We start from the raw sequence: 21,055 nt of genomic DNA, 5'->3' as shown, positions 1-21,055 counted from the left end.
CGCCGGTGCGCGCCCACCGGCGGGGCAGGCGTCCGGGACGGGCCCGGCCGGTGGCGCGCCGGTGTTGGCCGTGGGCGCGGACGCTCGGCGGCGGGGGCGTGCTGGCCGTGCTGCTGGGCTGGCTGGGCGCCGGCCCGTTCCTCGCCGGGATCCGCCTGGTCGACGGCCCGGCGCTGGCCGCCGCCGTCGCCATCGGAGCGCTGACCACGGGCTGCTGCGCCTGGCGGTGGAGCCTCGTCGCCAACGGGCTGGGGGTGCGGCTGCCGCTGCCGACGGCGCTCGCGCACTGTTACCGGGCGGTGTTCCTGAACTCGACTCTCCCCGGCGGTGTGCTCGGCGACGTGCACCGGGCGGTGCGGCACGGCCGCGACGTCGGCGACGTCGGCCGGGGGGTGCGCGCGGTGGTGTGGGAACGCGTCGCCGGGCAGGTCGTGCTCGCCGCCGTGGCGGTGGTCGTGCTCGCCGCGTTCCCGTCGCCGGTGCGGCCCCACCTGCCGGCGGTGGCGGCGCTGCTGGCCACCGTCGGGCTGGGCGTCGTCCTGCTGGCCCGCGCCCTGCCCGCCGCCGGACCGTCGCGGTGGGCGCGTGCGGCGCGTGCGGCGGTCGCCGACGTGCGCGCCGGGCTGCTCGGCCGCCGCGCCTGGCTGGGCGTGCTCGTGGCCTCCACCGTGGCCGTCGCCGGGCACCTCGCCACGTTCGTGCTGGCCGCGCGCACCGCCGGCTCCACCGCGCCGCTGACCCTGCTGGTGCCGCTGACCCTGCTGGCGCTGCTGGCCATGGGGGTGCCGGTGAACGTCGCCGGCTTCGGCCCCCGCGAGGGCGTGGCCGCGTGGGCGTTCGGCGCCGCCGGCCTGAGCGCCGCCGAGGGCGTCGCCACCGCCACGGTGTACGGGGTCCTGGTGCTCGCCGCCAGCCTGCCCGGCGCCGCCGTCCTGCTGGTCCGCCGTGCCCGCGTGCCCGCCAGCACCGTCTGACGAGGAGCCCGATGTCCGAATCCCCGCCCGCCGCCACGGTCCGTACGCAGGTCACCGTGCCGCTGCGGTTCCCCGACGGATACCTCACCACCGCCCGGGTGTTCTCCTTCGACGGTCTCGTCGACGGCCGGGAGCACCTCGCGTTCGGCCTGGGCGACCGGGCCGGCCCCGTCGACAGGGCCACGGCGCGCCCGTCACCGCCGCTGGTCCGCCCGCACAGCGAGTGCCTGACCGGGGACGTGTTCGGCAGCCGGCGCTGCGACTGCGGCCCCCAACTGCGCGAGGCGGTCGAGCGTATCGCCGACGCTGGCGGCTACCTGCTCTACCTGCGGCAGGAGGGACGCGGCATCGGCCTGTACGCGAAGCTCGACGCGTACGCGTTGCAGGACGCCGGGCTGGACACCTACGAGGCGAACCTGGCGCTGGGCCACGAGCCCGACGAGCGGGACTACACCGTGGCCGCGCAGATGCTCGCCGCCCTGGGCGTGGACCGGGCCGCCCTGCTGAGCAACAACCCGGACAAGGCCGCACAGCTTCAGCGGCTCGGGGTGACGGTCACCGCGCGCGTACCCACCGGGGTGCACCTGTCCCCGGCGAACGCCGGCTACCTGGCGGCGAAGGCCGGGCGTGGCGGGCACGCCCTCGACCTGCCCCTCGTCCGTGACTGACCGCCCGTACGTCCTGCTCAGCTGCGCCACGTCGATGGACGGCTACCTCGACGACGCGAGCGGGCAGCGGCTGCTGCTGTCCAACGAGGCCGACCTGGACCGGGTCGACGCGGTCCGGGCGGGCTGCGACGCGATCCTGGTCGGCGCGGGCACGGTCCGCCGCGACGACCCGCGTCTGGTGGTCCGTTCCGCCCGGCGGCGCGCCGAGCGCGTCGCGCGGGGCCTGCCCGCCTCCCCGGCCAAGGTGACGGTGACCGGCTGCGGCGACCTGGACCCGACGGCCCGCTTCTTCACCACCGGCGACGCCGACCGGATCGTCTACTGTGCCACCCCCGCCGTGGCGAAGACGGGGGAGCGGCTGGCGGGCCGGGCCACCGTCGTGGACGCGGGCGAGCCGGTGGACCCGGCGTGGCTGCTGGCGGACCTGGCCGGCCGGGGGGTGGACCGGCTGATGGTGGAGGGCGGGGCGAGCGTGCTCGGGCAGTTCCTCACCGCCGGCCTCGCCGACGAGCTGCACCTGGTCCTGGCCCCGTTCTTCGTCGGTGACGGGCGGGCGCCCCGGTTCGTCGGCGACGGGAGCTTCCCCTGGCATCCCGGCCGCCGGGCGCGGGTGGCGGAGACCCGCCAGATCGGCGACGTCGTGCTGGTCCGCTACGCGCTCTCGGAGCGCTGCGACGCCACCTGAGCGGGCACCACCCCGAGCGCCTCGTCCACCCGCTCCAGCACGGCGACGTCGTCGTGGCCGACCCCGCGCAGCAGGTCGATGGCGGTCGCCCGGATCTGGCCGACGATCATCGTGACGGGCAGCGCCGGGTCGGACGCGAGCAGCCGGCCGGCGACCCGGACCGCGGTCATGGCCGCCTCGTCGGCCCGGGCGGCGTGCCGGGCGGCGTCCTCGCCGGTCAGGTCGGTCGCGACGGACTCGCCAGCGGCGCGTACGGCGGCGGCCAGGGCGGGGATCGCGTCGCCCAGCTCCGGCGGCGTGTCGGCGCACAGCCGGGTCAGCGTCACCCCGGCGCGGGCCAGGACCCGGACGTTGCGCACGGCGTAGTCCAGCTGCCGGGCGGTCGCCTCCACCTCCCGTACCTGCCCGACGTGCCGCCGCCGGCGGACCCGGAACCGCAGCGTCTCCCCGGTGGCCCGGACCGCCGTGCGCAGCCGGTCCACGCAGTCGTCCAGCTCCCGGGCCCGGTCCAGCGCGGTCCGGGCGGCGGTCTCGTCGCAGCGGGCGAGCGCGTCGTCGAGCGCGTCGAGCACCTCGGCGAGGTCGGCGAAGCTCTGCCGGGCCTCCCGCACCAGCGGGGCGAGGGGGTCGCGGGCCGCCAGGAGCTGGCTCGCGGCCAGCGCGACCGCGCCGCCGATCAGCGCGTCGACGAACCGGAAGGGCATCAGCGTGCCGCTGGGCGCGGCGACCGCCACCAGGTACATCGCGGAGACCGCCGCCTGCACCACGAGGGTGGTGCGCGCCCCGATCGCCACCATCAGGCCGGTGGTCAGCAGCAGCACCAGGAAGACGGTGCCGGTGCCGGGGCCGAGCGCGTACACCAGCAGCTCGGCGACGAGCACCCCGGCCGCGACCCCGAGCAGGATCTCCACCGTCTGCCGGACCCGCCGCCCCCGCGCCTCGCCCAGGACGACCAACGCGGCCGTGGGCGCGAAGAACGGGTCCGGGTGGCCGATCACCCGCGCGGCGAGCATCCAGGCGACGGTCGCGGCGAGGGTCAGCTCGACCACTGTCATGCCGTCGTCGCGGATCCGCCCGCGCGCGCCCCGCCACCACTGTCGCACCGTCGGCACCCCTCTTCCGGTCGGGGCGCGCTCCACACCGGACCCGCTCGCCGGGCCGGCGTCGAGGACCGCCCCGGCGAGTCCCCGTTCCGGTCGGACCGGTTCGAGGGTCGCCTCTACCCGCGCCGCGTCCCTGGTAACCGTGCCGTTGCACAGCCGCCGGACGGCCGGCGTCGCGGGGTGCCGGCCGGCGCGCGTGCGGCGACCGGGCTGTGCATACTTGCGCGGTCGATGTTGTGCCGGCGGGCGGGCCCCCGGCTGCTGCGCGAGGTGGTTGTGGTGGTCGAGAAGACGGCGTCGCGGCGCAACCCGGCGACCGGAGGGGCCGCGGCGATGGCCGACCCGGGGCTCCGGCAGCTGCTGGCCGGCCTGACGGCGGTACGCGACGGTGACTTCGGCACCCGGCTGCCGGAGGACGCCGACGGCCTGCTCGGGGAGATCGCCACGGTCTTCAACGGCATGGTCGACCAGTTGTCGCTGTTCACCTCCGAGGTGACCCGGGTGGCCCGGGAGGTGGGCACCGAGGGGCAGTTGGGCGGCCAGGCCGAGGTGCCCGGGGTGTCGGGCACCTGGAAGGACCTCACCGACTCCGTCAACGCCATGGCGGGCAACCTCACCGACCAGGTCCGCGACATCGCCGAGGTGGCCACGGCGGTGGCCCGGGGCGACCTGTCGCAGAAGATCACCGTGGACGTGCGCGGCGAGATCCTGGAGCTGAAGATCACCATCAACACGATGGTGGACCAGTTGTCGTCGTTCGCCGACGAGGTGACGCGGGTCGCCCGGGAGGTCGGCAGCGAGGGCCGCCTCGGCGGCCAGGCCGAGGTGCCCGGCGTGGCCGGCACCTGGCGCGACCTCACCGACTCGGTGAACTTCATGGCCGGCAACCTGACCAGCCAGGTCCGCAACATCGCCCAGGTCACCACGGCCGTGGCCCGGGGCGACCTGTCGCAGAAGATCACCGTCGACGCCCGGGGCGAGATCCTGGAGCTCAAGAGCACCATCAACACGATGGTGGACCAGTTGTCGTCGTTCGCCGACGAGGTGACCCGGGTGGCCCGCGAGGTCGGCACCGACGGGCGGCTCGGCGGTCAGGCCCAGGTCAGCGGCGTGGCCGGCACCTGGCGCGACCTCACCGACTCGGTGAACTCGATGGCGGTCAACCTCACCGACCAGGTGCGCAGCATCGCGCAGGTGGCCACGGCGGTGGCCCGGGGCGACCTGTCGCAGAAGATCACCGTCACCGCGCACGGCGAGATCCTGGAGCTGAAGAACACCATCAACACGATGGTGGACCAGCTGTCGTCGTTCGCCGACGAGGTGACGCGGGTGGCCCGCGAGGTCGGCACCGAGGGGCGCCTCGGCGGCCAGGCGGACGTCAAGGGCGTCTCCGGCACCTGGAAGGACCTCACCGAGTCGGTGAACGTCATGGCGGACAACCTCACCGCCCAGGTGCGCAGCATCGCCGAGGTGACCACCGCCGTGGCGAAGGGCGACCTGACACAGAAGATCCGGGTCGACGCGCGCGGCGAGATCCTGGCGCTGAAGGAGACCATCAACACGATGGTCGACCAGCTCTCCGCGTTCGCCGACGAGGTGACCCGGGTGGCCCGGGAGGTGGGCACCGAGGGCCGCCTCGGCGGCCAGGCCCGGGTGTCCAACGTGGCCGGCACCTGGAAGGACCTCACCGACAACGTCAACGAGATGGCCAACAACCTCACCAACCAGGTGCGCTCGATCGCGCTGGTCGCCACCGCCGTCGCCCAGGGCGACCTGAGCCGGCAGATCACCGTGGAGGCCAAGGGCGAGGTGGCCGTGCTCGCCCAGACCATCAACACGATGGTCGGCACGCTCGGCGCGTTCGCCGACGAGGTGACCCGGGTGGCCCGCGAGGTGGGCACCGAGGGCCGCCTCGGCGGGCAGGCGCGGGTGCCGAACGTGGCCGGCACCTGGAAGGACCTCACCGACAACGTCAACTCGATGGCGAACAACCTCACCGGCCAGGTCCGCAACATCGCCCAGGTCACCACCGCCGTGGCCCAGGGCGACCTGACCAAGAAGATCGACGTCGACGCGCGCGGCGAGATCCTGGAGCTGAAGACCACCATCAACACGATGGTGGACCAGCTGTCCTCGTTCGCGGCCGAGGTGACCCGGGTGGCCCGGGAGGTCGGCAGCGAGGGCCGCCTCGGCGGCCAGGCCGAGGTCGAGGGCGTCTCCGGCACCTGGAAGCGGCTCACCGAGAACGTCAACGAGCTGGCCGGGAACCTCACCCGCCAGGTGCGCGCCATCGCCGAGGTGACAAGCGCCGTGGCCACCGGCGACCTGACCCGCTCCATCACCGTGGACGCCCCCGGCGAGGTCGGCGAGCTGAAGGACAACATCAACTCGATGGTGGAGTCGCTGCGCGAGACCACCCGCACCAACCAGGAACAGGACTGGCTCAAGACCAACCTGGCCCGCATCGCCGGCCTGATGCAGGGCCACCGCGACCTGGACGTGGTCGCCGGTCTGGTGATGAACGAGCTGGCCCCGCTGGTCTCCGCGCAGCTCGGCACGTTCCTGCTGGTGGACGACGGCCCCGGCGGGACCGGCCTGCGGGTCGTCGGCGGGTACGGGCACGACACCTCCGGCCGCCGGTACGCCCTCGGCGAATCGCTCGTCGGGCAGGCCGCGGTGAGCAAGCGGGCCATCGTGGTGGACACCGTGCCGGCCGACTACGTCACCGTCTCCTCCAGCCTCGGCGCCGCCGCCCCGCTGCACCTGGTGGTGCTGCCGATCCTCTTCGAGGACCAGGTGCTCGGCGTCATCGAGCTGGCCAGCATGAGCCGCTTCACCGAGGTGCAACGCGACTTCCTCGACCAGCTGACCGAGACCATCGGCGTCAACGTCAACACCATCGTCGCCAACGCCCGTACCGACGTGCTGCTCACCGAGTCGCAGCGCCTCGCCGCGGAGTTGCAGGCCCGCTCGGAGGAGTTGCAGGCCCGCTCCGAGGAGCTCCAGCGCTCCAACGCCGAGCTGGAGGACAAGGCGGCCCTGCTGGCCCGGCAGAACCACGACATCGAGACGAAGAACTCCGAGATCGAGCAGGCCCGGCAGGAGCTGGAGGCCCGCGCCCAGCAGCTCGCCCTCGCCTCCAAGTACAAGTCGGAGTTCCTCGCGAACATGAGCCACGAGCTGCGTACGCCGCTGAACTCGCTGCTCATCCTCGCCCAGCTGCTCGCGCAGAACCCGAACCGCAACCTGACCGCCAAGCAGGTGGAGTACGCGACGGTCATCCACTCGGCCGGCACGGACCTGCTCCAGCTCATCAACGACATCCTCGACCTGTCCAAGGTGGAGGCCGGGAAGATGGACATCAACCCGGAGACCTTCGAGCTGGCCGCGCTGCGCGACTACGTCGACGCCACCTTCCGGCCGCTGACCACGCCGCGGGGCCTGGAGCTGGAGATCAGCACCGGGCCGGGCGTGCCGACCGAGCTGCACACCGACGAGCAGCGGCTGCGGCAGGTGCTGCGCAACCTGGTCTCCAACGCGGTCAAGTTCACCGAGAAGGGGCGGGTACGGCTGCGCATCGAGCGGGCCGCGCCGGACGAGCTGCCCGAGGGGCTCGCCCAGACGGACGTCGTCCTCGCGTTCCGGGTGATCGACACCGGCATCGGCATCGCCGAGCAGCACCTGACCGCGATCTTCGACGCCTTCCAGCAGGCCGACGGCACGACCAGCCGGCGGTACGGGGGCACGGGCCTCGGGCTGTCCATCAGCCGGGAGATCGCCCACCTGCTCGGCGGCCGGATCCAGGCGCGCAGCGTGCTCGGCCGGGGCAGCACGTTCACCCTCTACCTGCCCGTCGGCCCGGTGCCCGCCGGGACCGGCGACGCGGCGGTCACGGACGACCGCCCGAGCGGCGCGCTGCCGGTTGCGGGCCGTGCCGGCGCGCTGCCCTGGACGTCGCCGGCCACCCTGCCGTGGACGCCGCCGGCCGCGCTGCCGCCGGCCGTGACCCTCCAGCCCGGCGAGGTTCGCCGGATGCTGGTGCTGGAGCGCCACGACAAGGGGCTGCTGACGCTGCTCGCTCAGGGCGTCGCGGCGGACCTGGGCGACGCCCACCCGCCGGTGGAGATCTCCACCGCGGTGGACGTGGCCTCGGCGGTCGAGGCGCTCGCCACCGGGCGGCACCACGTCCTGGTGCTCCAGCTCGACCTGCCCGACGACGGCGGTACGAATCTGCTGAAGGCGCTGCACGACGATCCGGCGCTGCGCGGGGTGCCCGTGCTGGCGTACCACGGACACCCGCTGCCGGCCGGCTCGCAGGCCCTGTTGCAGGCGCTGGCCCACGAGCGGCCGCTGGAGGTCCTGCGCAGCCTGGACGACCTGCGCGAGCGGATCGCCCTGCACCTCACGGCGGTGACGCCGGAGCGGGTGCTGCCGTTCGCCCCGGTGCTGCCCGACGTCCGTCCCGCCGTCGACGCCCTGCCCGACGACCTGGCCGGGCGCAAGGTGCTGGTGGTGGACGACGACGCGCGCAACGTCTTCGCGCTGACCAACATCCTGGAGCTGCACGGGCTCGACGTGGTGTACGCGGAGAACGGCCGGCAGGGCATCGAGACGCTGATGCGCCACGACGACATCGACCTCGTGCTGATGGACGTGATGATGCCGGAGATGGACGGCTACGCCGCGACGGCGGCCATCCGCGCCATGCCCCGCTACGCCGACCTGCCGATCATCGCGGTGACCGCGAAGGCCATGCACGGCGACCGGGAGAAGAGCATCTCCTCCGGCGCCAGCGACTACGTCACGAAGCCGGTCGACGCCGCCGACCTGTTGCAGTGCATCCACCGCTGGCTGCACGGCTGAGGCGTCCCGGCGGCGGGGGCGAGTCGGATTTCGGCCCGTCGCCAATGCGACTTGCCGCATCCGTGCGGTGACGCGGAGTGCTCCCATGTCTCCCACTGGCCCGCACCGGGCGGGCCGAGGGAAACGGAGAGTGCGAGTGGGACCCAACCTGCTGCGCCGCGTCGCCACGGCGACCGTGGCGCTCAGCTGCGCCGTCATCGGGACGGTGGTGGCGACGACGGGACCGGCGGCGGCCAGCCCGATCCGCAACAACACCCCCTGGTCGGTGCTGCTCTGCAAGTTCAGCGACAAGCCGGCCGAGCCTAAGACCCCGTCGTTCTTCGCCAACTTCCTCACCCACACCGGTCTCGGCACGGGTGGGGTGGCGGACTACCTCGCCGACCAGTCCGGCGGGCGGGTCTCGCTGGCCGGCTCGAACGTGCGGGGTTGGTACACGATGCCGTACACCCTGGCGCAGTTCCAGTCGATCGACCGCGGCACCCGCATCCAGCGCTGCGTCGACACCGCCGCGGCCAACGGCTACACCGTTCCCGCCGGGCACCGCACCGCCGTCATGCTCAACGACTGGGTCGACTCCGGGGCCGCCGGCGGGCGGGTGCTGCTCGACCCGGGCGCCTGGAACGTCGGCTTCGCCGCCCACGAGATGCTGCACGGCTACAACCTGGGGCACTCGTTCTCCAACGACACGACCTACCAGAACGCGCCGTGGTCCCAGCCGGGCGAGTACGACGACCCGTGGGACGAGATGAGCGCGATGCACATCTACGCCTTCGCCACGGCGAACTACGGCACGAGCGCGGTCGGGCTCAACGCGTTCCACCGCGACGAGCTGGGCTGGCTGCCGAAGAACCGGGTGTTCACCATGGCCGCCGACGGGGTGGGCTCGCGGAGCATCACGTTGGCGCCGCTGGAGGTGCCCTCGGCGAGCGGCCCGCAACTGGTCCGGATCCCGTTCGACCCCGCCGACACGTTCCACTACTACACGGTGGAGTTCCGCCGGAAGACCGGCTGGAGCGCCGGCATCCCGGCCGACACGGTCCTGCTGCACGAGGTCCGCAACGGCACGCCCACGCTGCTGCGTACCGGGCCCGGCGGCGGTCCGGCCCAGTCGCTCAACGCCAACGGGGTCCAGATCGGCGTGAACTGGATCTCGGGCAACTCCGCCTCGGTCACCGTCACCACCGACGTGGTGAACCGCTGCCTGCAGGGGTACGTCTGGCGGGAGGCCCGGCCGGGCGACATGGTCTGCGTCACCGGGGCCACCCGCAGCCAGGTGTGGGCGGACAACGCGGCGGCCCCGAGCCGCTGGACCAACGGCGCGTACGGCCCGCACACCTGCATCTCCGGCTACGTGTGGCGGGAGGCGTACTCCGGTGACGACGTCTGCGTGACCGGCGCCCAGCGCACCCAGGCCGCCTCGGACAACGCCGCCGCGGCGAGCCGCCGCAACCCGGCGCGCCTGGTCGCCGGGCCGAACACCTGCGTCAGCGGGTACGTCTGGCGCGACGCCGACCAGTCCGACTACGTCTGCGTCACCGGGACGACCCGCTCCCAGGTGCTCGCGGACAACGCCGTCGCCACGAGCCGCTGGGTCAACGGCCCGTACGGCCCGCACACCTGCGTCGCCGGCTACGTGTGGCGCGAGGCGTTCCTCGGTGACGACGTCTGCGTCACCGGCACCCAGCGCAGCCAGGCCGCGGCGGACAACGTCGCCGGCCCGGGCCGGGTGCTGCGACCGGGCGGCTGAGCCCCGACGCGCCCCGGGCGGGCGACCGCCCGGGGAGCGTCCCGCGTCTCAGGACCGGCCGGCCTCGAACGTCTCCCGGTCGAGGAAGAGCAGCCGGGCCCGCTTGCCGTTCACGTCGATCAGCGGGCCGGCGACGAAGCCGGTGCGCAGGAGCCGCTCGACCGCCTTGTCGTTGCGCGCGTCCGGCTCCATCACGACGCGCCGGTGTCGCGGGTCGGCGAAGACGAAGTCGAGGAACACGCGCAACAGGGTGCCGGTGAAGCCCCGCTCGACCGCGCCGGGCGGGCCGATCAGCAGGTGGGCCCCGTGGTCGCCGGGCTGGACCGGGTAGCACTCGCCGACCGGGTCGGCGGCCGGCTCGTAGGTCTGGAACAGCGCCACCGGTGTGTCGTCGCGGTGGGTCAGCCAGGCGTGGTGGGTGGGGAGCGAGTCGAGGTAGCGGTAGATTTCCTCGACCCGGTCCCGGCCGGCGTCGCGCATGCCCCAGAACCGGGCGCGTTCCTGGCTGACCCAGGCGTGGATCAGGTCGGTGTCGGTGTCGGGGTCGACGGGTCGGATCGTCACCCGGCCGAAGCCGTCGACGTCCTGTCGGTAGGTGCTGGCGAGATCACGCATCGTGTGCCACCGTACGGTGATTCCGGTCGATGCGCGAGTAGGTCGGGCCGCGGCGCGGCGCCGGCCGGGCCGACGCCGCACACGCCCCCGTCAGCCGCCGGCGGCGGTGACCGCCGGGGCGCTCGCGGCGGCCCGGCGGCGGGCGGCGGGGACCACCAGCGGGGTGCCGGTCTCCGGGTCGTCGATCACGCGGCAGGGCAGCCCGAAGACCTCCTCGACCAGCTCGGCGGTGACCACCTCCCGGGGCGCGCCGGCGGCGACCACCTCGCCCTCGCGCATCGCGATCAGGTGCGTCGCGTAGCGGGCGGCGTGGTTGAGGTCGTGCAGCACCGCCACCAGCGTGCGGCCCTGCTCCTCGTGCAGCCGGGCGCAGAGGTCCAGGATCTCGATCTGGTGGGCGATGTCCAGGTAGGTGGTCGGCTCGTCGAGCAGCAGCAGGGGGGTTTGCTGGGCCAGCGCCATCGCGATCCACACCCGCTGCCGCTGCCCGCCGGAGAGCTCGTCGACGGCCCGGTCGGCCAGGTCGGCGACCCCGGTGGCGGCCATCGACTCGGTGACCACCCGCTCGTCCTCGCGCGACCACTGCCGCAGCAGCCCCTGGTGCGGGTACCGGCCGCGGGCGACGAGTTCGGCCACGCCGATGCCGTCCGGCGCGATGGACGTCTGCGGCAGCAGGCCGAGGGTGCGTGCCACGCTGCGGGCCGGCTGCCGGTGGATGTCCTCGCCGTCGAGCAGGACCGCCCCGGCGGCCGGCTTGAGCAGCCGGGACAGGGCCCGCAGCAGGGTGGACTTGCCGCAGGCGTTGGGGCCGATGATGACCGTGAAGGACCGGTCGGGCACGGCGACGCTCAGGTCCTGCGCGATGGTCCGCCGCTCGTAGGCGAGGGTCATCGCGGTGCCGCTCAGCCGGGACTGCATGCTCGGTGCTCCGTTCTCGTCGTGGGTGGCCCGCCGGCCGCTCCCGGTCACAGTCGGCCGGCCCGGCGCTCGGTGGCCAGCAGCCAGACCAGGTAGGCGCCGCCGAGCACGCCGGTGACGACGCCGACCGGCAGTTGGTGCCCGGGGAAGGCCCGCAGCGCGAGCTGGTCGGCGGCGACCAGGAGGACCGCGCCGACGGCCGCCGAGGGCAGCAGGTTCGGCCCGGGGGCCCGGGTCAGCCGCCGCGCGAGGTGTGGCGCGGTGAGGGCCACGAAGTTCACCGGCCCGGCGGCGGCCGCCGCGAGGGAGACCAGCAGCACCGCCGCCGCCAGCACGACGAGGCGCAGCCGCTCCACGCGTACGCCGAGGGCGGCGGCGGTGTCGTCGCCCATCTCGACCAGCCGCATCGCCGGCCCGTAGCCGGCCAGCATGAGGGGCACCAGCACGCCAAGCGCGATCAGCAGCGGCAGCGCGTTCGACCAGCCGCGACCGTCGAGGCTGCCGGTGAGCCAGAGCACGGCGCGGGCGGCGTCCATCAGCGGGGCCCGGGTGAGCAGCCAGCCGTTGACGCCGGTGAGGATCGCCATGGTGCCGATGCCGACCAGGATCAGCCGGTACCCGTGCACTCCGCGCCGCCAGGACAGCGCGTAGACCAGCGCGCCGGTGACCAGCCCACCGACCACCGCCGACGAGGCCAGCGCCACGCTGCTGCCGCCGAGCACCACCACGACGAGCGCCCCGGTGGCCGCGCCCTGGGTGAAGCCGAGCATGTCGGGGCTGCCCAGCGGGTTGCGTACCAGGGACTGGAAGACCGCGCCGGCCAACGCCAGCGCGGCGCCGACGCAGAGGGCGGTGACCACCCGGGGCAGCCGCAGCTCGGTGACGATGAACTCCTCGGCCGGGGTGCCCTGGCCGGTGAGGGCGCGCAGCACGTCGGCGGGGCTCATCGGGTAGTCGCCGCTGCCGATGGCGAGCATGCCCAGCGCCAGGGCCAGCAGCACGCAGGTGACGCCGACGGCGACGGCGCGGGGACGCAGCCGCAGTGACAGGCCGCCGGTACGCAGGGTGATCACGGGTGGGCCACCCGTCCGCGCTGCACCAGCCAGAGGAAGAGCGGCCCGCCCGCCACGGCGGTCACGAGCCCGACCTGGAGCTCGCCGGGGCGGCTCAGGACCCGCCCGAGCACGTCGGCGCCGAGCAGCAGCACCGGTGCCAGCACCGCGCAGTACGGCAGCAGCCAGCGCAGGTCCGGCCCGGTGAGCGCGCGTACCAGGTGCGGCACCAGCAGCCCGACGAAGACGATCGGCCCGCAGGCGGCGGTGGCGGCGCCGCAGAGCAGCGTGATCGCCAGGACGACCGCGCCCCGGACCAGGGCCGGGCGGGCGCCGAGCGCGCGCGCCGCGTCGTCGCCGAGGGCGAGGGCGTTGAGCGGGCGGGCGACGGCCAGGGCGACCAGCAGGCCCGCCGCCATGAAGGGCGCGACCGTGCGGACGGTCGACGGTTCGGCGCTGGCCAGCGAGCCGACGGTCCAGAACCGCAGCCGCTCCAGCGAGGCCGTGTCCACCAGCATCACCGCGCTGACGTACGAGTAGAGGGTGGCGTTGAGCGCCGCGCCGGCCAGCGCCAGCCGGGCGGGGGTGGCCCCGCGCCCGCCGCCGACGGCGTACACGGCGGCGGTGACGGCGGCCGCGCCGAGCAGCGCGAACCACACCTGCCCGCCGACGCCGCCGACGCCGAACAGCAGCGCCCCGGTGGCCACCGCCGCCGCCGCGCCGGCGTTGATGCCGAGCAGGCCGGGGTCGGCGAGCGGGTTGCGGGTCAGCGCCTGCATGACCGCGCCGGCGACGCCGAGCGCCGCCCCGGCGAGCAGGCCGAGCAGCGTACGCGGCAGCCGCATGCGGTGTACGACGGCGTACTCGGCGGCGTCGCGGTCCAGCAGGCCCTGCCACACGTCGGTGAGGGGGAGCTGTTTGGCGCCCACGGCGATGCTGAGCACCGCGACGGCCGCGAGCAGCAGCACCGACGCCGCGAGCCCGGCGGCCCGCAGGGCGGACCGGCCGGGCCGGCGTACGGCCGGCGGTGCCGGCGGCGCGCCGACGCGGGGGGAGAGGGTGGCGGACAGTGTGGGCTCCGATTGGTGCGGAATTCCGAACGGGACTTGACAGCCGTTTAGGTTAGGTTAACCTAACCCCGCTGTCCATGGTCATTCGCCCGACCCTGATCGAAAGACACCGCCATGCCGCATCCCGTGTCCGCCCGCCGCCTCTCCCGCCGGGGCCTGCTCGCCGCCGGTGGCGCCGCCACCCTGGCAGCCCTGCTCGCCGGCTGCGGCGGGGACGAGGACTCCGCCACCCCCGCCGCCAAGGACTCCGGCGGTCCGTGGTCGTTCACGGACGACCGCAACGAGAAGGTCAGCGCCCCCGCCCGGCCGACCCGGGTGGTCGCCTTCACGGGGGTCGCCGCCGCGCTCGTCGACTTCGGGCTCGACAAGCAGATCGTCGGGGTGTTCGGCGAGACCAAGCGCTCCGACGGCAGCAAGGACCCGCAGGCCGGCGACCTCGACGTCGAGTCCGTGGAGATCCTCGGCAACGTCTGGGGCGAGTTCAACCTGGAGAAGTACGCCGCCCTGCGGCCCGAACTGCTCGTCACCCACATGTACGACCCGGGCGCCTTCTGGTACGTGCCGGACGAGAGCAAGGGCAAGATCCTCCCGCTCGCCCCCACCGTCACCGTGACCACCGCGCGGGTGCCGATGACCAAGCCGATCGAGCGGTACGCGCAGCTCGCCGAGTCCCTCGGCGCCGACCTGTCCGCGAAGAAGGTCACCGACGCCAAGGCCCGCTTCGAGGCCGCCGCCGAGTCGGTCCGCCAGGCGGTCAAGGCCAACCCGGGCATCAAGGTGCTCGCCTGCTCCGGCAGCCCCGACCTGTTCTACGCCTCCAACCCCAAGGTCAGCACCGACCTGATGTACTTCGCCGAGCTGGGCGTCGACATCGTCGTCCCCACCAAGCTGGAGGCCGGCGACTACTTCGAGGCGTTGAGCTGGGAGAACGCGGGCAAGTTCCCGGCCGACCTGCTCCTGCTCGACAACCGCAGCACCGCCCTTCAGCCCAAGGACCTGGCCGCGAAGCCGACCTGGCAGCAGCTGCCGGCGGTCAAGGCCAACCAGGTCGCCGCCTGGGACGCGGTGCCCCGCTTCTCGTACGCCGGGGCCGCGCCGCTGCTGGAGAACCTGGCCACCGCCATCAAGGGCGCGAAGAAGGTCACGTCGTGACCACCGCCGTCGCCGTGCAGTACCGCCTCTTCGCCGCGCAGGTCGTCGGCGCCCGCCGCGTCGGCGCCTCCCTGGTCCGGGTCACCTTCGGCGGGCCCGAGCTGGCCGACTTCGCCGGCGGCGGCCGGGACCAGAGCGTCTCGCTGTTCCTGCCGCACCCCGGTCAGCCCGAGCCGGTGCTCCCCGTCGGGGCGGGGGAGGACTGGTTCGGCGCCTACCGGGCCATGGACCCCGACGTGCGCGCGGTGATGCGCTCGTACACCATCCGGGAGCAGCGCCCCGAGGTGGCCGAGGTGGACATCGACTTCGTCAGCCACGGCGACACCGGCCCCGCCTCCCGCTGGGCCCGGCACGCCCTGCCCGGCGACCGGGTGGTGCTGCTCGGCCCGGCCGTGCACGACAACCGCAGTGTCTGCTTCCGGCCCCCGGTCGGCACGGACTCCGTCCTGCTGGTGGCCGACGAGACCGGGCTGCCGGCCGCCGCCGGGATCCTCGCCTGGCTGCCGCCCGGCACCCCGGTGCGGGCCTGGATCGAGGTCCCCGACGCGGGAGACATCCAGGAGCTGCCCACCGAGGCGCGGGCCGAGGTGCGCTGGATCGTGCGGGGCGCCACCGCCCCCGGCAGCACCCTGCTGGCGGACGCGGTGCGCGCCGCCCGGCTGCCGGCCGGCAGCCCGTACGCCTGGATCGCCGGCGAGTCCTCGATGGTGCGCTCGGTGCGCCGGCACCTCGTCGGCGAGCGCGGCCTGGACCGCCGGCACGTCACCTTCTCCGGCTACTGGCGCCGGGGCGCCTCCGAGGACAACCTGCGCGCCGAGGCCGTCGCCTCGGCCACCGCCTGACGATGCCCGCCGCGCGCCGCGTCCCGCCCCGACGGGACGTGGCGCGCGGCGTCGGGCCGGTCGCTCAGAACTCGCGGTACATCACGTGCAGGTCCACCCGGCCGAGGGTGGGATGTTGGAACGCGCCGGGCACCGTGCCCACCACGTCGAACCCCTCCCGCCGGTACAGCTCCACGGCGGTGACGTTGCTCGCCACCACGGCGTTGAACTGCATGCCGGCGTACCCCCGCTCGCGGGCCCAGTCGACCGCGTGCCGGCACAGCGCGGTGCCCACGCCCCGCCCGCGCGCCGCGCGGGCCACCATGAAGCTCGCGGTGGCGACGTGCGCGCCCGGCCCGGGGCGGTTGGTGCCCATCTTCGCGGTGCCCAGCACCGCGTCGCCGTCGACCGCGACCACCGTCCGGCCGGGCGCGGCCTCCACCCACATGTCGTACGCCTGCTCGGCGGTCAGCTCCGGGTCGTAGGGGAAGGTCTCCCGCGCCCGGACCACCTCCTGGACGATCGGCCACACCTGGGCCCAGTCGGACTCGTGGAACTCGCGGATCCGCATCCGGCGGATGCTAGGGACGGCCCGGGCGCGGCGGCAAGGCGTTTACCGGCGGGGAGGGTGCGGCCCGGGGCGGCGGGGCGGACGTCCGCGCACTACCCGTCGACGAGCTGCTCCCGGAGGATGTCCGCGTGCCCGCAGTGCTGGGCGAGCTCGCGCAGCACGTGCAGATACACCCACCGCAGCGGAAGCGGGCCCCGCCGGTGCCCGGGCAGGATGTCGTCCAGGCCCAGGGACGCCGTCGCGCGGCGTGACGCCTCGCAGGCCTCGCGGTGCGCGCGCTGGACGGTGGCGATCGTGTCGTCGTCATCGAGGACGAACGACTCGTCCGGCGTCGCGGGGATGCCGATCTCCGCGCGCGACCGGCACGTCACGGCCTCGTCGAACCAGACCTTCTCGACGAAGGTCACGTGCTTCACGAGACCCAGCAGCGTGGTCCGGGAGGCCACCAACGACCGGCGCGCCTGTTCCTCCGTCAGCCCGTCCAGGCAGCCGTTGAGCGCGCGACGGTGCTCGTCGAGGAACGCCTCGAACTGGGCCCGGGCCGGCTGGGCGACGACCTGGTCGGCGAAGGTGGGCGGGTAGGAAGGCATGGGAGGAGCATTCCAGACCGTCGCCCGGGAGCAGTGTCGGACATCAGCAGGTGGCCCGGGCCGAGGGCGAATGGTTCGGCGGGTCTGCGGACGTGACCGCCGACAGGACGACGTCGATGACGCGGACCCGCTCGCCGCGGCCGGGGCTGTCGTCGGCCGGCGGTCGACAGGCTAGTTTGCTCGGATGAGTTCCCTCGATGACGTCGCGAGGCGTGACGGCTGGCGATGCTGGGTGTGCGACGAGCCGGTCGACGCCGACATGTCGGTGAACGACCCACGCGGTCCCAGCGTCGACAGCCGCACCGCGGACAGGAAGGCCAAGGTCGCCGAGCGACTCGCGCACCGGGCCTGCAACACCCGCAAGGGCGCGGTCAAGGTGGTCATCGCCTGGCCGGACCACCTGCACGTGGTGGAGCCCGCGCCACTGATCACCGTCGCCGAGCGACTCGAACGCAAGGGCGGCCGCGAGCTGGTCGCCCGCTGTCCGAGCAGGAAGGACGCCCAGGAGGCGGCGGACTGGCTGGTCGACCGGTTCTCCCGGCTGGTGCCCGGACTGCCGGTGACCGCGAGCGTCGACGCGGGCGGCGGACAGTATCTCGTCGCCCTGGCCGCCGGCCGCCGCTGACCGGTGGCCCTGGTCGGCGCGTCGCCGGCCAGGGTCCGATCCGTGAGCGTCCGGCAGCCCGGGATCCGAGCCGCCACCGGCGCTGCGGCACACCGCGCTCACCGGCCGTCTCCGGCCGGTGGCGTCGGTGGGCGATCAGTGCCCTGATCAGAAGGGGGGTGCGTCCTCGCCCATCAACGCCAGCACGACGCCTCCCTTCCCGCTCTTGAGGCCCTGGACCACGACCTTGCCGGTGCTGCCGTCGGGCAACTCCAACGTGAAGGTCTTCCCGACCGCGTTCTTGGGGCCGTTGCCGGCGCTGTTGGCGGGTCGGAAATCGCCCGCCCACGGCGGGATCCCACCTTTGCGGGCGGGCTCGGCGAAGAGCGCGGCGGTGCCGGGGGTCCGGGTGCCGTCGGAGGAGAGGAGCACTGAGGCGCTGCGATAGGTAGCCATATGCCGCAAGGCTATCCCGGACTGCGCCCGTTCGTGCCACCACAACTGTCGGGTGACGCGAACGGCTTCGGCAACCGACGGTGGCCTCGTCCCACCCCTCGTGCCGCATCCTGGACCTCGACTTCCAAGGATGGTGTCGTATCGAGGCGTGGCCGTTCGTGGAACCGGTGTGCGGCGGCCGGCCCGGGCCGCTGGACACGAGGGGCCGGGCAGGGCCCTCGTCCGGGACCGAGAGGAGACGACCATGACGGAGTACCTGATCACCTTCAACGACGAGTGGGTGCCACCACACACGGCGGAGGAGATCCGCGAGAAGAGCAAGGCCAGCTGGGCCGTGATGGGGGAGATGCAGGCCGAGGGCGTCCTGCTCTTCAGCAACGGGGGGCTCGACCGGTCCACCGCGGTGTGCAACGTCGAATCGGTCGACGGCAGGCCCGTCTTCACCGACGGCCCGTACGTCGAGACCAAGGAGCACCTCGGCGGCTTCGCCGTCGTGGACGTGCCCGACGACGAGGCGGCGCGATACTGGGCCGGCAGGCTCGCGACCGCGCTCGACTGGCCACAGGAGGTGCACCGGTTCCGAGGCCCCGGGGCGCGCCCGGCGTAACGGCTCCGGGGAGAAGTGAGCGTGGTGCCCAGATACCTGCTGTCCGTCTACGGCCCGGCCGAGCCCACCGAGCTCGGCACCCACCACTCCCGGGAGGCCGTGCCGCGGGCGTACGCCGACACCGGCGCCTTCGACGAGCGGCTCCGGCGGGACGGTCACCTCGTCTTCACCGACGGCCTGGCGCCCGCGACGACCGCCACCACCGTCGACGGGCAGGGCGGGAGGCCGGTGCTCACCGACGGGCCCTACCTGGAGACGAGGGAGCACCTCGACGGCTTCTGAGTCATCGAGGCGGCCGACCTCGACGTGGCCCTGGCCCTCGCCACCGAGGGGTCGAGAGCGTGCCGCGGTACGGTCGAGGTGCGTCCCTTCCGCACCGGGGAATCCGTCCGAGCGCTGCCGGAGCCATGAACGATCCCACTGTCGAGCAGGCGATCACCCGTCTCCACCACGAGGAGTGGGCGCGGGTGGTCGCCGGCCTCGCACGCCGTTTCGGCGATCTCGACGTCGCCGAGGAGGCGACGGCCGAGGCGTTCGTGGCGGCCGCGGAGCGGTGGCCGCGCGAGGGCGTACCGTCCAATCCCGGCGGTTGGCTAGCCACCACCGCGACCCGTAAGGCGATCGACCGGCTCCGTCGCGAGTCGCAGCGCGACGCCAAACACCAGGCGGCCCGGATCATGTACGACGACACCCCCGCCGAGCCGACCGGCCCGGTCGAGGACGACCGGCTCAGACTGATCTTCACCTGCTGCCACCCCGCGCTCGCGTTGGAGGCCCGGGTGGCGCTCACCCTGCGCCTGCTCGGCGGCCTCACCGTGCCCGAGATCGCCCGCGCCTTCCTGGTGCGGGAGACCACCATGGCGCAACGGATCACCCGCGCCAAGGCGAAGATCAAGGCGGCGCACATCCCCTACCGGGTGCCCTCGGCCGACGACATCCGCGAACGGCTCGCCGGCGTGCTCGCGGTCGTCTACCTCGTCTTCAACGAGGGCTATCTCGCCAGCGAGGGGAACGACCCGGTGCGCGTCGACCTCACCGAGGAGGCGATCCGGCTCGGCCGCCTGCTCCGGACCCTCCTCCCGGACGACGGCGAGGTGACCGGCCTGCTCGCCCTGATGCTCCTCACCGACGCCCGGCGGCCGGCGCGCGTGTCCCGCACCGGGGAGCTGGTGACCCTCGCCGAGCAGGACCGCGGCGCCTGGGACCACACGCTCATCGCCGAGGGCAGCGCCCTCCTCCGCGAGCGGATCGAGGCGGTGGCGGCCGGCGGCGACCCACCCGGGCGCTACCAGCTGCAGGCCGCGATCAACGCGGTCCACACCGACGCCCCGTCCGCCCGGGACACCGACTGGTCCACCATCGTCGCCCTCTACGGGCGCATGTCGCTGCTCGACCCCTCACCGATCGTGCGCCTCAACCGGGCGGTCGCGGTCGCCGAGGTCGACGGCCCCGGGGTCGGGCTCGCCGAGATCGACCGGCTCGCCGAGGCCCTCGACGGCTACCACGCCTTCCACGCCGCGCGCGCCGACCTGCTGCGGCGACTCGGGCGCGGCGGCGAGTCGCGGACCGCGTACGACCGGGCCATCGGTCTCGCCGGCAACCCCGCGGAGCGGGCCTACCTCACCCGCCGCCGCGACCAGCTCGCCGGCTGACCACCACGTGGAGCCTGCGCGATCTGTTCCACCTGCCCTGACTGGCCTGCGCTGCGGGGCCGCGTCGGAGTCAGGCGCCGACGTCGACCGGAGCGCGGCAGGGGCGGTGGCGGCTCGACGAGCGTGGCAGGATCGCGCTTTCGACCCCTGCCGCGATGCCGAGGAGCCAGCCTGGTGAAGGCCGACCACTACGACAGTTTCGCCGAGCGCTACAGCGCGGACAACGAGTCCAACCTGATCAACGGCTACTACGAGCGGCCCGCGATGATCGGGCTCGCCGGGGATGTGGACGGCCGGCGGATCCTCGACGCCGGCTGCGGTTCGGGTCCGTTGTCCGCGGCGCTCCGCGAGCGAGGGGCCGTCGTGACCGGCTTCGACGCCAGCCGCGCGATGGTGGAGCTGGCCCGACGGCGGCTGGGCGGGGACGCCACGCTGCTGGTGGCCGACCTCAGCGAGCCGCTTCCCTTCGCCGACGGCGCGTTCGACGACGTCGTCGCGTCCCTGGTCCTGCACTACCTGGAGGACTGGACCGCGCCCCTGGCCGAGCTGCGACGAGTCCTGAGGCCGGGGGGCCGCCTCATCCTGTCCGTGAACCACCCGATGGTCTACACGGCGGTCAACCCGGGCGCCGACTACTTCGCCCTCGCACGGTGGTCGGAGGAGTACACCTTCGACGGGCACACCGCGGAGCTGACCTACTGGCACCGGCCGCTGCACGCGATGACGGATGCGTTCACCGACGCGGGCTTCCGCCTCTCGGTCGTCAGCGAACCCCCCATGTCTCCCGAGACCCCGCGCGAGATCCTGCCGCCACATCTCGTGGACCGCACCACGTTCATCTGCTTCATCTTCTTCGTCCTCGAAGCGCACTGAGCCGGGGCCGGTCCGCCGCCGCGCGCCACCACCG

At 74.0% G+C, this 21,055-nt stretch carries 20 protein-coding genes; 12 read left to right on the top strand and 8 right to left on the bottom strand.

The features are described 5' to 3' along the window. The first annotated feature begins 50 nt into the window (after positions 1-50). Genes ACGFNF_RS07120 through ACGFNF_RS07110 form a run of 3 tightly spaced genes read left to right on the top strand, consistent with a single transcriptional unit; the run spans position 51 to position 2,327 of the window. Complete coding sequence (locus tag ACGFNF_RS07120; RefSeq protein ID WP_393166359.1) at positions 51-974, top strand: lysylphosphatidylglycerol synthase transmembrane domain-containing protein; 924 nt, start codon at positions 51-53, stop codon at positions 972-974. Between the two features lie 11 nt (positions 975-985). Further along, entirely contained in the window at positions 986-1,642 is a 657-nt protein-coding gene (gene ribA, locus ACGFNF_RS07115; RefSeq protein WP_357576396.1) for a GTP cyclohydrolase II, read from the top strand. After that, positions 1,635-2,327 carry a RibD family protein gene (locus tag ACGFNF_RS07110; protein WP_393166356.1) on the top strand — a complete coding sequence of 231 codons (693 nt, stop codon included), beginning with the start codon at positions 1,635-1,637 and terminating at the stop codon, positions 2,325-2,327. Before ribA ends, ACGFNF_RS07110 begins: the two co-directional genes overlap by 8 nt. Here the strand turns inward: ACGFNF_RS07110 and ACGFNF_RS07105 are convergent. Continuing rightward, positions 2,294-3,430, bottom strand: coding sequence for an FUSC family protein (locus ACGFNF_RS07105; RefSeq protein ID WP_357576394.1), 1,137 nt, complete (start codon positions 3,428-3,430; stop codon positions 2,294-2,296). The genes ACGFNF_RS07110 and ACGFNF_RS07105 overlap by 34 nt on opposite strands. A 333-nt stretch (positions 3,431-3,763) precedes the next feature. Between ACGFNF_RS07105 and ACGFNF_RS07100 the strand changes: the two genes are divergently transcribed. After that, the gene (locus ACGFNF_RS07100; protein WP_357576409.1) at positions 3,764-8,293 is read left to right on the top strand and encodes a HAMP domain-containing protein; all 4,530 of its coding nucleotides are present in this window, start codon (positions 3,764-3,766) and stop codon (positions 8,291-8,293) included. A gap of 130 nt (positions 8,294-8,423) precedes the next feature. Then, positions 8,424-10,040: a hypothetical protein gene (locus ACGFNF_RS07095; protein ID WP_393166354.1), complete on the top strand. Its 1,617-nt coding sequence runs from the start codon at positions 8,424-8,426 to the stop codon at positions 10,038-10,040. 48 nt (positions 10,041-10,088) lie between these two features. Here the strand turns inward: ACGFNF_RS07095 and ACGFNF_RS07090 are convergent, their stop codons facing one another. The 4 genes from ACGFNF_RS07090 to ACGFNF_RS07075 all read right to left on the bottom strand — a co-directional run bounded on the left by ACGFNF_RS07090 (position 10,089) and on the right by ACGFNF_RS07075 (position 13,719). Next, on the bottom strand, positions 10,089-10,655 hold the full coding sequence (locus ACGFNF_RS07090; protein WP_357576392.1) for a GNAT family N-acetyltransferase: 567 nt from the start codon (positions 10,653-10,655) through the stop codon (positions 10,089-10,091). 90 nt (positions 10,656-10,745) lie between these two features. After that, positions 10,746-11,573: an ABC transporter ATP-binding protein gene (locus tag ACGFNF_RS07085; protein ID WP_357576391.1), complete on the bottom strand. Its 828-nt coding sequence runs from the start codon at positions 11,571-11,573 to the stop codon at positions 10,746-10,748. 47 nt (positions 11,574-11,620) lie between these two features. Beyond that, positions 11,621-12,646 carry an iron chelate uptake ABC transporter family permease subunit gene (locus ACGFNF_RS07080; protein WP_357576390.1) on the bottom strand — a complete coding sequence of 342 codons (1,026 nt, stop codon included), beginning with the start codon at positions 12,644-12,646 and terminating at the stop codon, positions 11,621-11,623. After that, on the bottom strand, positions 12,643-13,719 hold the full coding sequence (locus tag ACGFNF_RS07075) for a FecCD family ABC transporter permease (protein WP_393166392.1): 1,077 nt from the start codon (positions 13,717-13,719) through the stop codon (positions 12,643-12,645). The genes ACGFNF_RS07080 and ACGFNF_RS07075 overlap by 4 nt, the downstream gene beginning before the upstream one ends. Before the next feature lie 90 nt (positions 13,720-13,809). Between ACGFNF_RS07075 and ACGFNF_RS07070 the strand changes: the two genes are divergently transcribed. Together ACGFNF_RS07070 and ACGFNF_RS07065 are read left to right on the top strand one after the other, a co-directional pair. After that, positions 13,810-14,847 carry an ABC transporter substrate-binding protein gene (locus tag ACGFNF_RS07070; RefSeq protein ID WP_357576389.1) on the top strand — a complete coding sequence of 346 codons (1,038 nt, stop codon included), beginning with the start codon at positions 13,810-13,812 and terminating at the stop codon, positions 14,845-14,847. After that, complete coding sequence (locus ACGFNF_RS07065; RefSeq protein WP_357576388.1) at positions 14,844-15,689, top strand: siderophore-interacting protein; 846 nt, start codon at positions 14,844-14,846, stop codon at positions 15,687-15,689. The genes ACGFNF_RS07070 and ACGFNF_RS07065 overlap by 4 nt, the downstream gene beginning before the upstream one ends. Before the next feature lie 64 nt (positions 15,690-15,753). Here the strand turns inward: ACGFNF_RS07065 and ACGFNF_RS07060 are convergent, their stop codons facing one another. Both ACGFNF_RS07060 and ACGFNF_RS07055 read right to left on the bottom strand, forming a co-directional pair. Continuing rightward, positions 15,754-16,239: a GNAT family N-acetyltransferase gene (locus ACGFNF_RS07060; RefSeq protein ID WP_357576387.1), complete on the bottom strand. Its 486-nt coding sequence runs from the start codon at positions 16,237-16,239 to the stop codon at positions 15,754-15,756. Between the two features lie 92 nt (positions 16,240-16,331). Beyond that, positions 16,332-16,829 carry a DinB family protein gene (locus ACGFNF_RS07055; protein WP_357576386.1) on the bottom strand — a complete coding sequence of 166 codons (498 nt, stop codon included), beginning with the start codon at positions 16,827-16,829 and terminating at the stop codon, positions 16,332-16,334. Between the two features lie 184 nt (positions 16,830-17,013). On the opposite strand from ACGFNF_RS07055, the gene ACGFNF_RS07050 reads away from it, so the two are divergent. Beyond that, the gene (locus tag ACGFNF_RS07050; RefSeq protein WP_357576385.1) at positions 17,014-17,454 is read left to right on the top strand and encodes a hypothetical protein; all 441 of its coding nucleotides are present in this window, start codon (positions 17,014-17,016) and stop codon (positions 17,452-17,454) included. A gap of 147 nt (positions 17,455-17,601) precedes the next feature. Here ACGFNF_RS07050 and ACGFNF_RS07045 read toward each other — a convergent pair whose 3' ends face one another. Next, complete coding sequence (locus tag ACGFNF_RS07045; RefSeq protein ID WP_311414653.1) at positions 17,602-17,889, bottom strand: hypothetical protein; 288 nt, start codon at positions 17,887-17,889, stop codon at positions 17,602-17,604. Positions 17,890-18,133: 244 nt separating this feature from the next. Here ACGFNF_RS07045 and ACGFNF_RS07040 point away from each other — a divergent pair, with 244 nt between their 5' ends. The 4 genes from ACGFNF_RS07040 to ACGFNF_RS07025 all read left to right on the top strand — a co-directional run bounded on the left by ACGFNF_RS07040 (position 18,134) and on the right by ACGFNF_RS07025 (position 21,021). After that, positions 18,134-18,496, top strand: a complete 363-nt coding sequence (locus ACGFNF_RS07040) for a YciI family protein (RefSeq protein WP_393166350.1) — start codon at positions 18,134-18,136, stop codon at positions 18,494-18,496. A 21-nt stretch (positions 18,497-18,517) separates the two neighbouring features. Further along, positions 18,518-18,778, top strand: a complete 261-nt coding sequence (locus tag ACGFNF_RS07035; RefSeq protein ID WP_357576383.1) for a hypothetical protein — start codon at positions 18,518-18,520, stop codon at positions 18,776-18,778. A gap of 125 nt (positions 18,779-18,903) precedes the next feature. Beyond that, entirely contained in the window at positions 18,904-20,148 is a 1,245-nt protein-coding gene (locus ACGFNF_RS07030; protein ID WP_357576382.1) for a DUF6596 domain-containing protein, read from the top strand. 174 nt (positions 20,149-20,322) lie between these two features. Continuing rightward, positions 20,323-21,021: a class I SAM-dependent methyltransferase gene (locus tag ACGFNF_RS07025; protein ID WP_357576381.1), complete on the top strand. Its 699-nt coding sequence runs from the start codon at positions 20,323-20,325 to the stop codon at positions 21,019-21,021. The last annotated feature ends 34 nt before the right edge of the window (positions 21,022-21,055 follow it).

The organism is Micromonospora sp. NPDC048868, assembly GCF_043198195.1.
GTDB lineage: Bacteria > Actinomycetota > Actinomycetes > Mycobacteriales > Micromonosporaceae > Micromonospora > Micromonospora reichwaldensis.
This window is presented reverse-complemented; position numbering and strand designations above follow the sequence as displayed.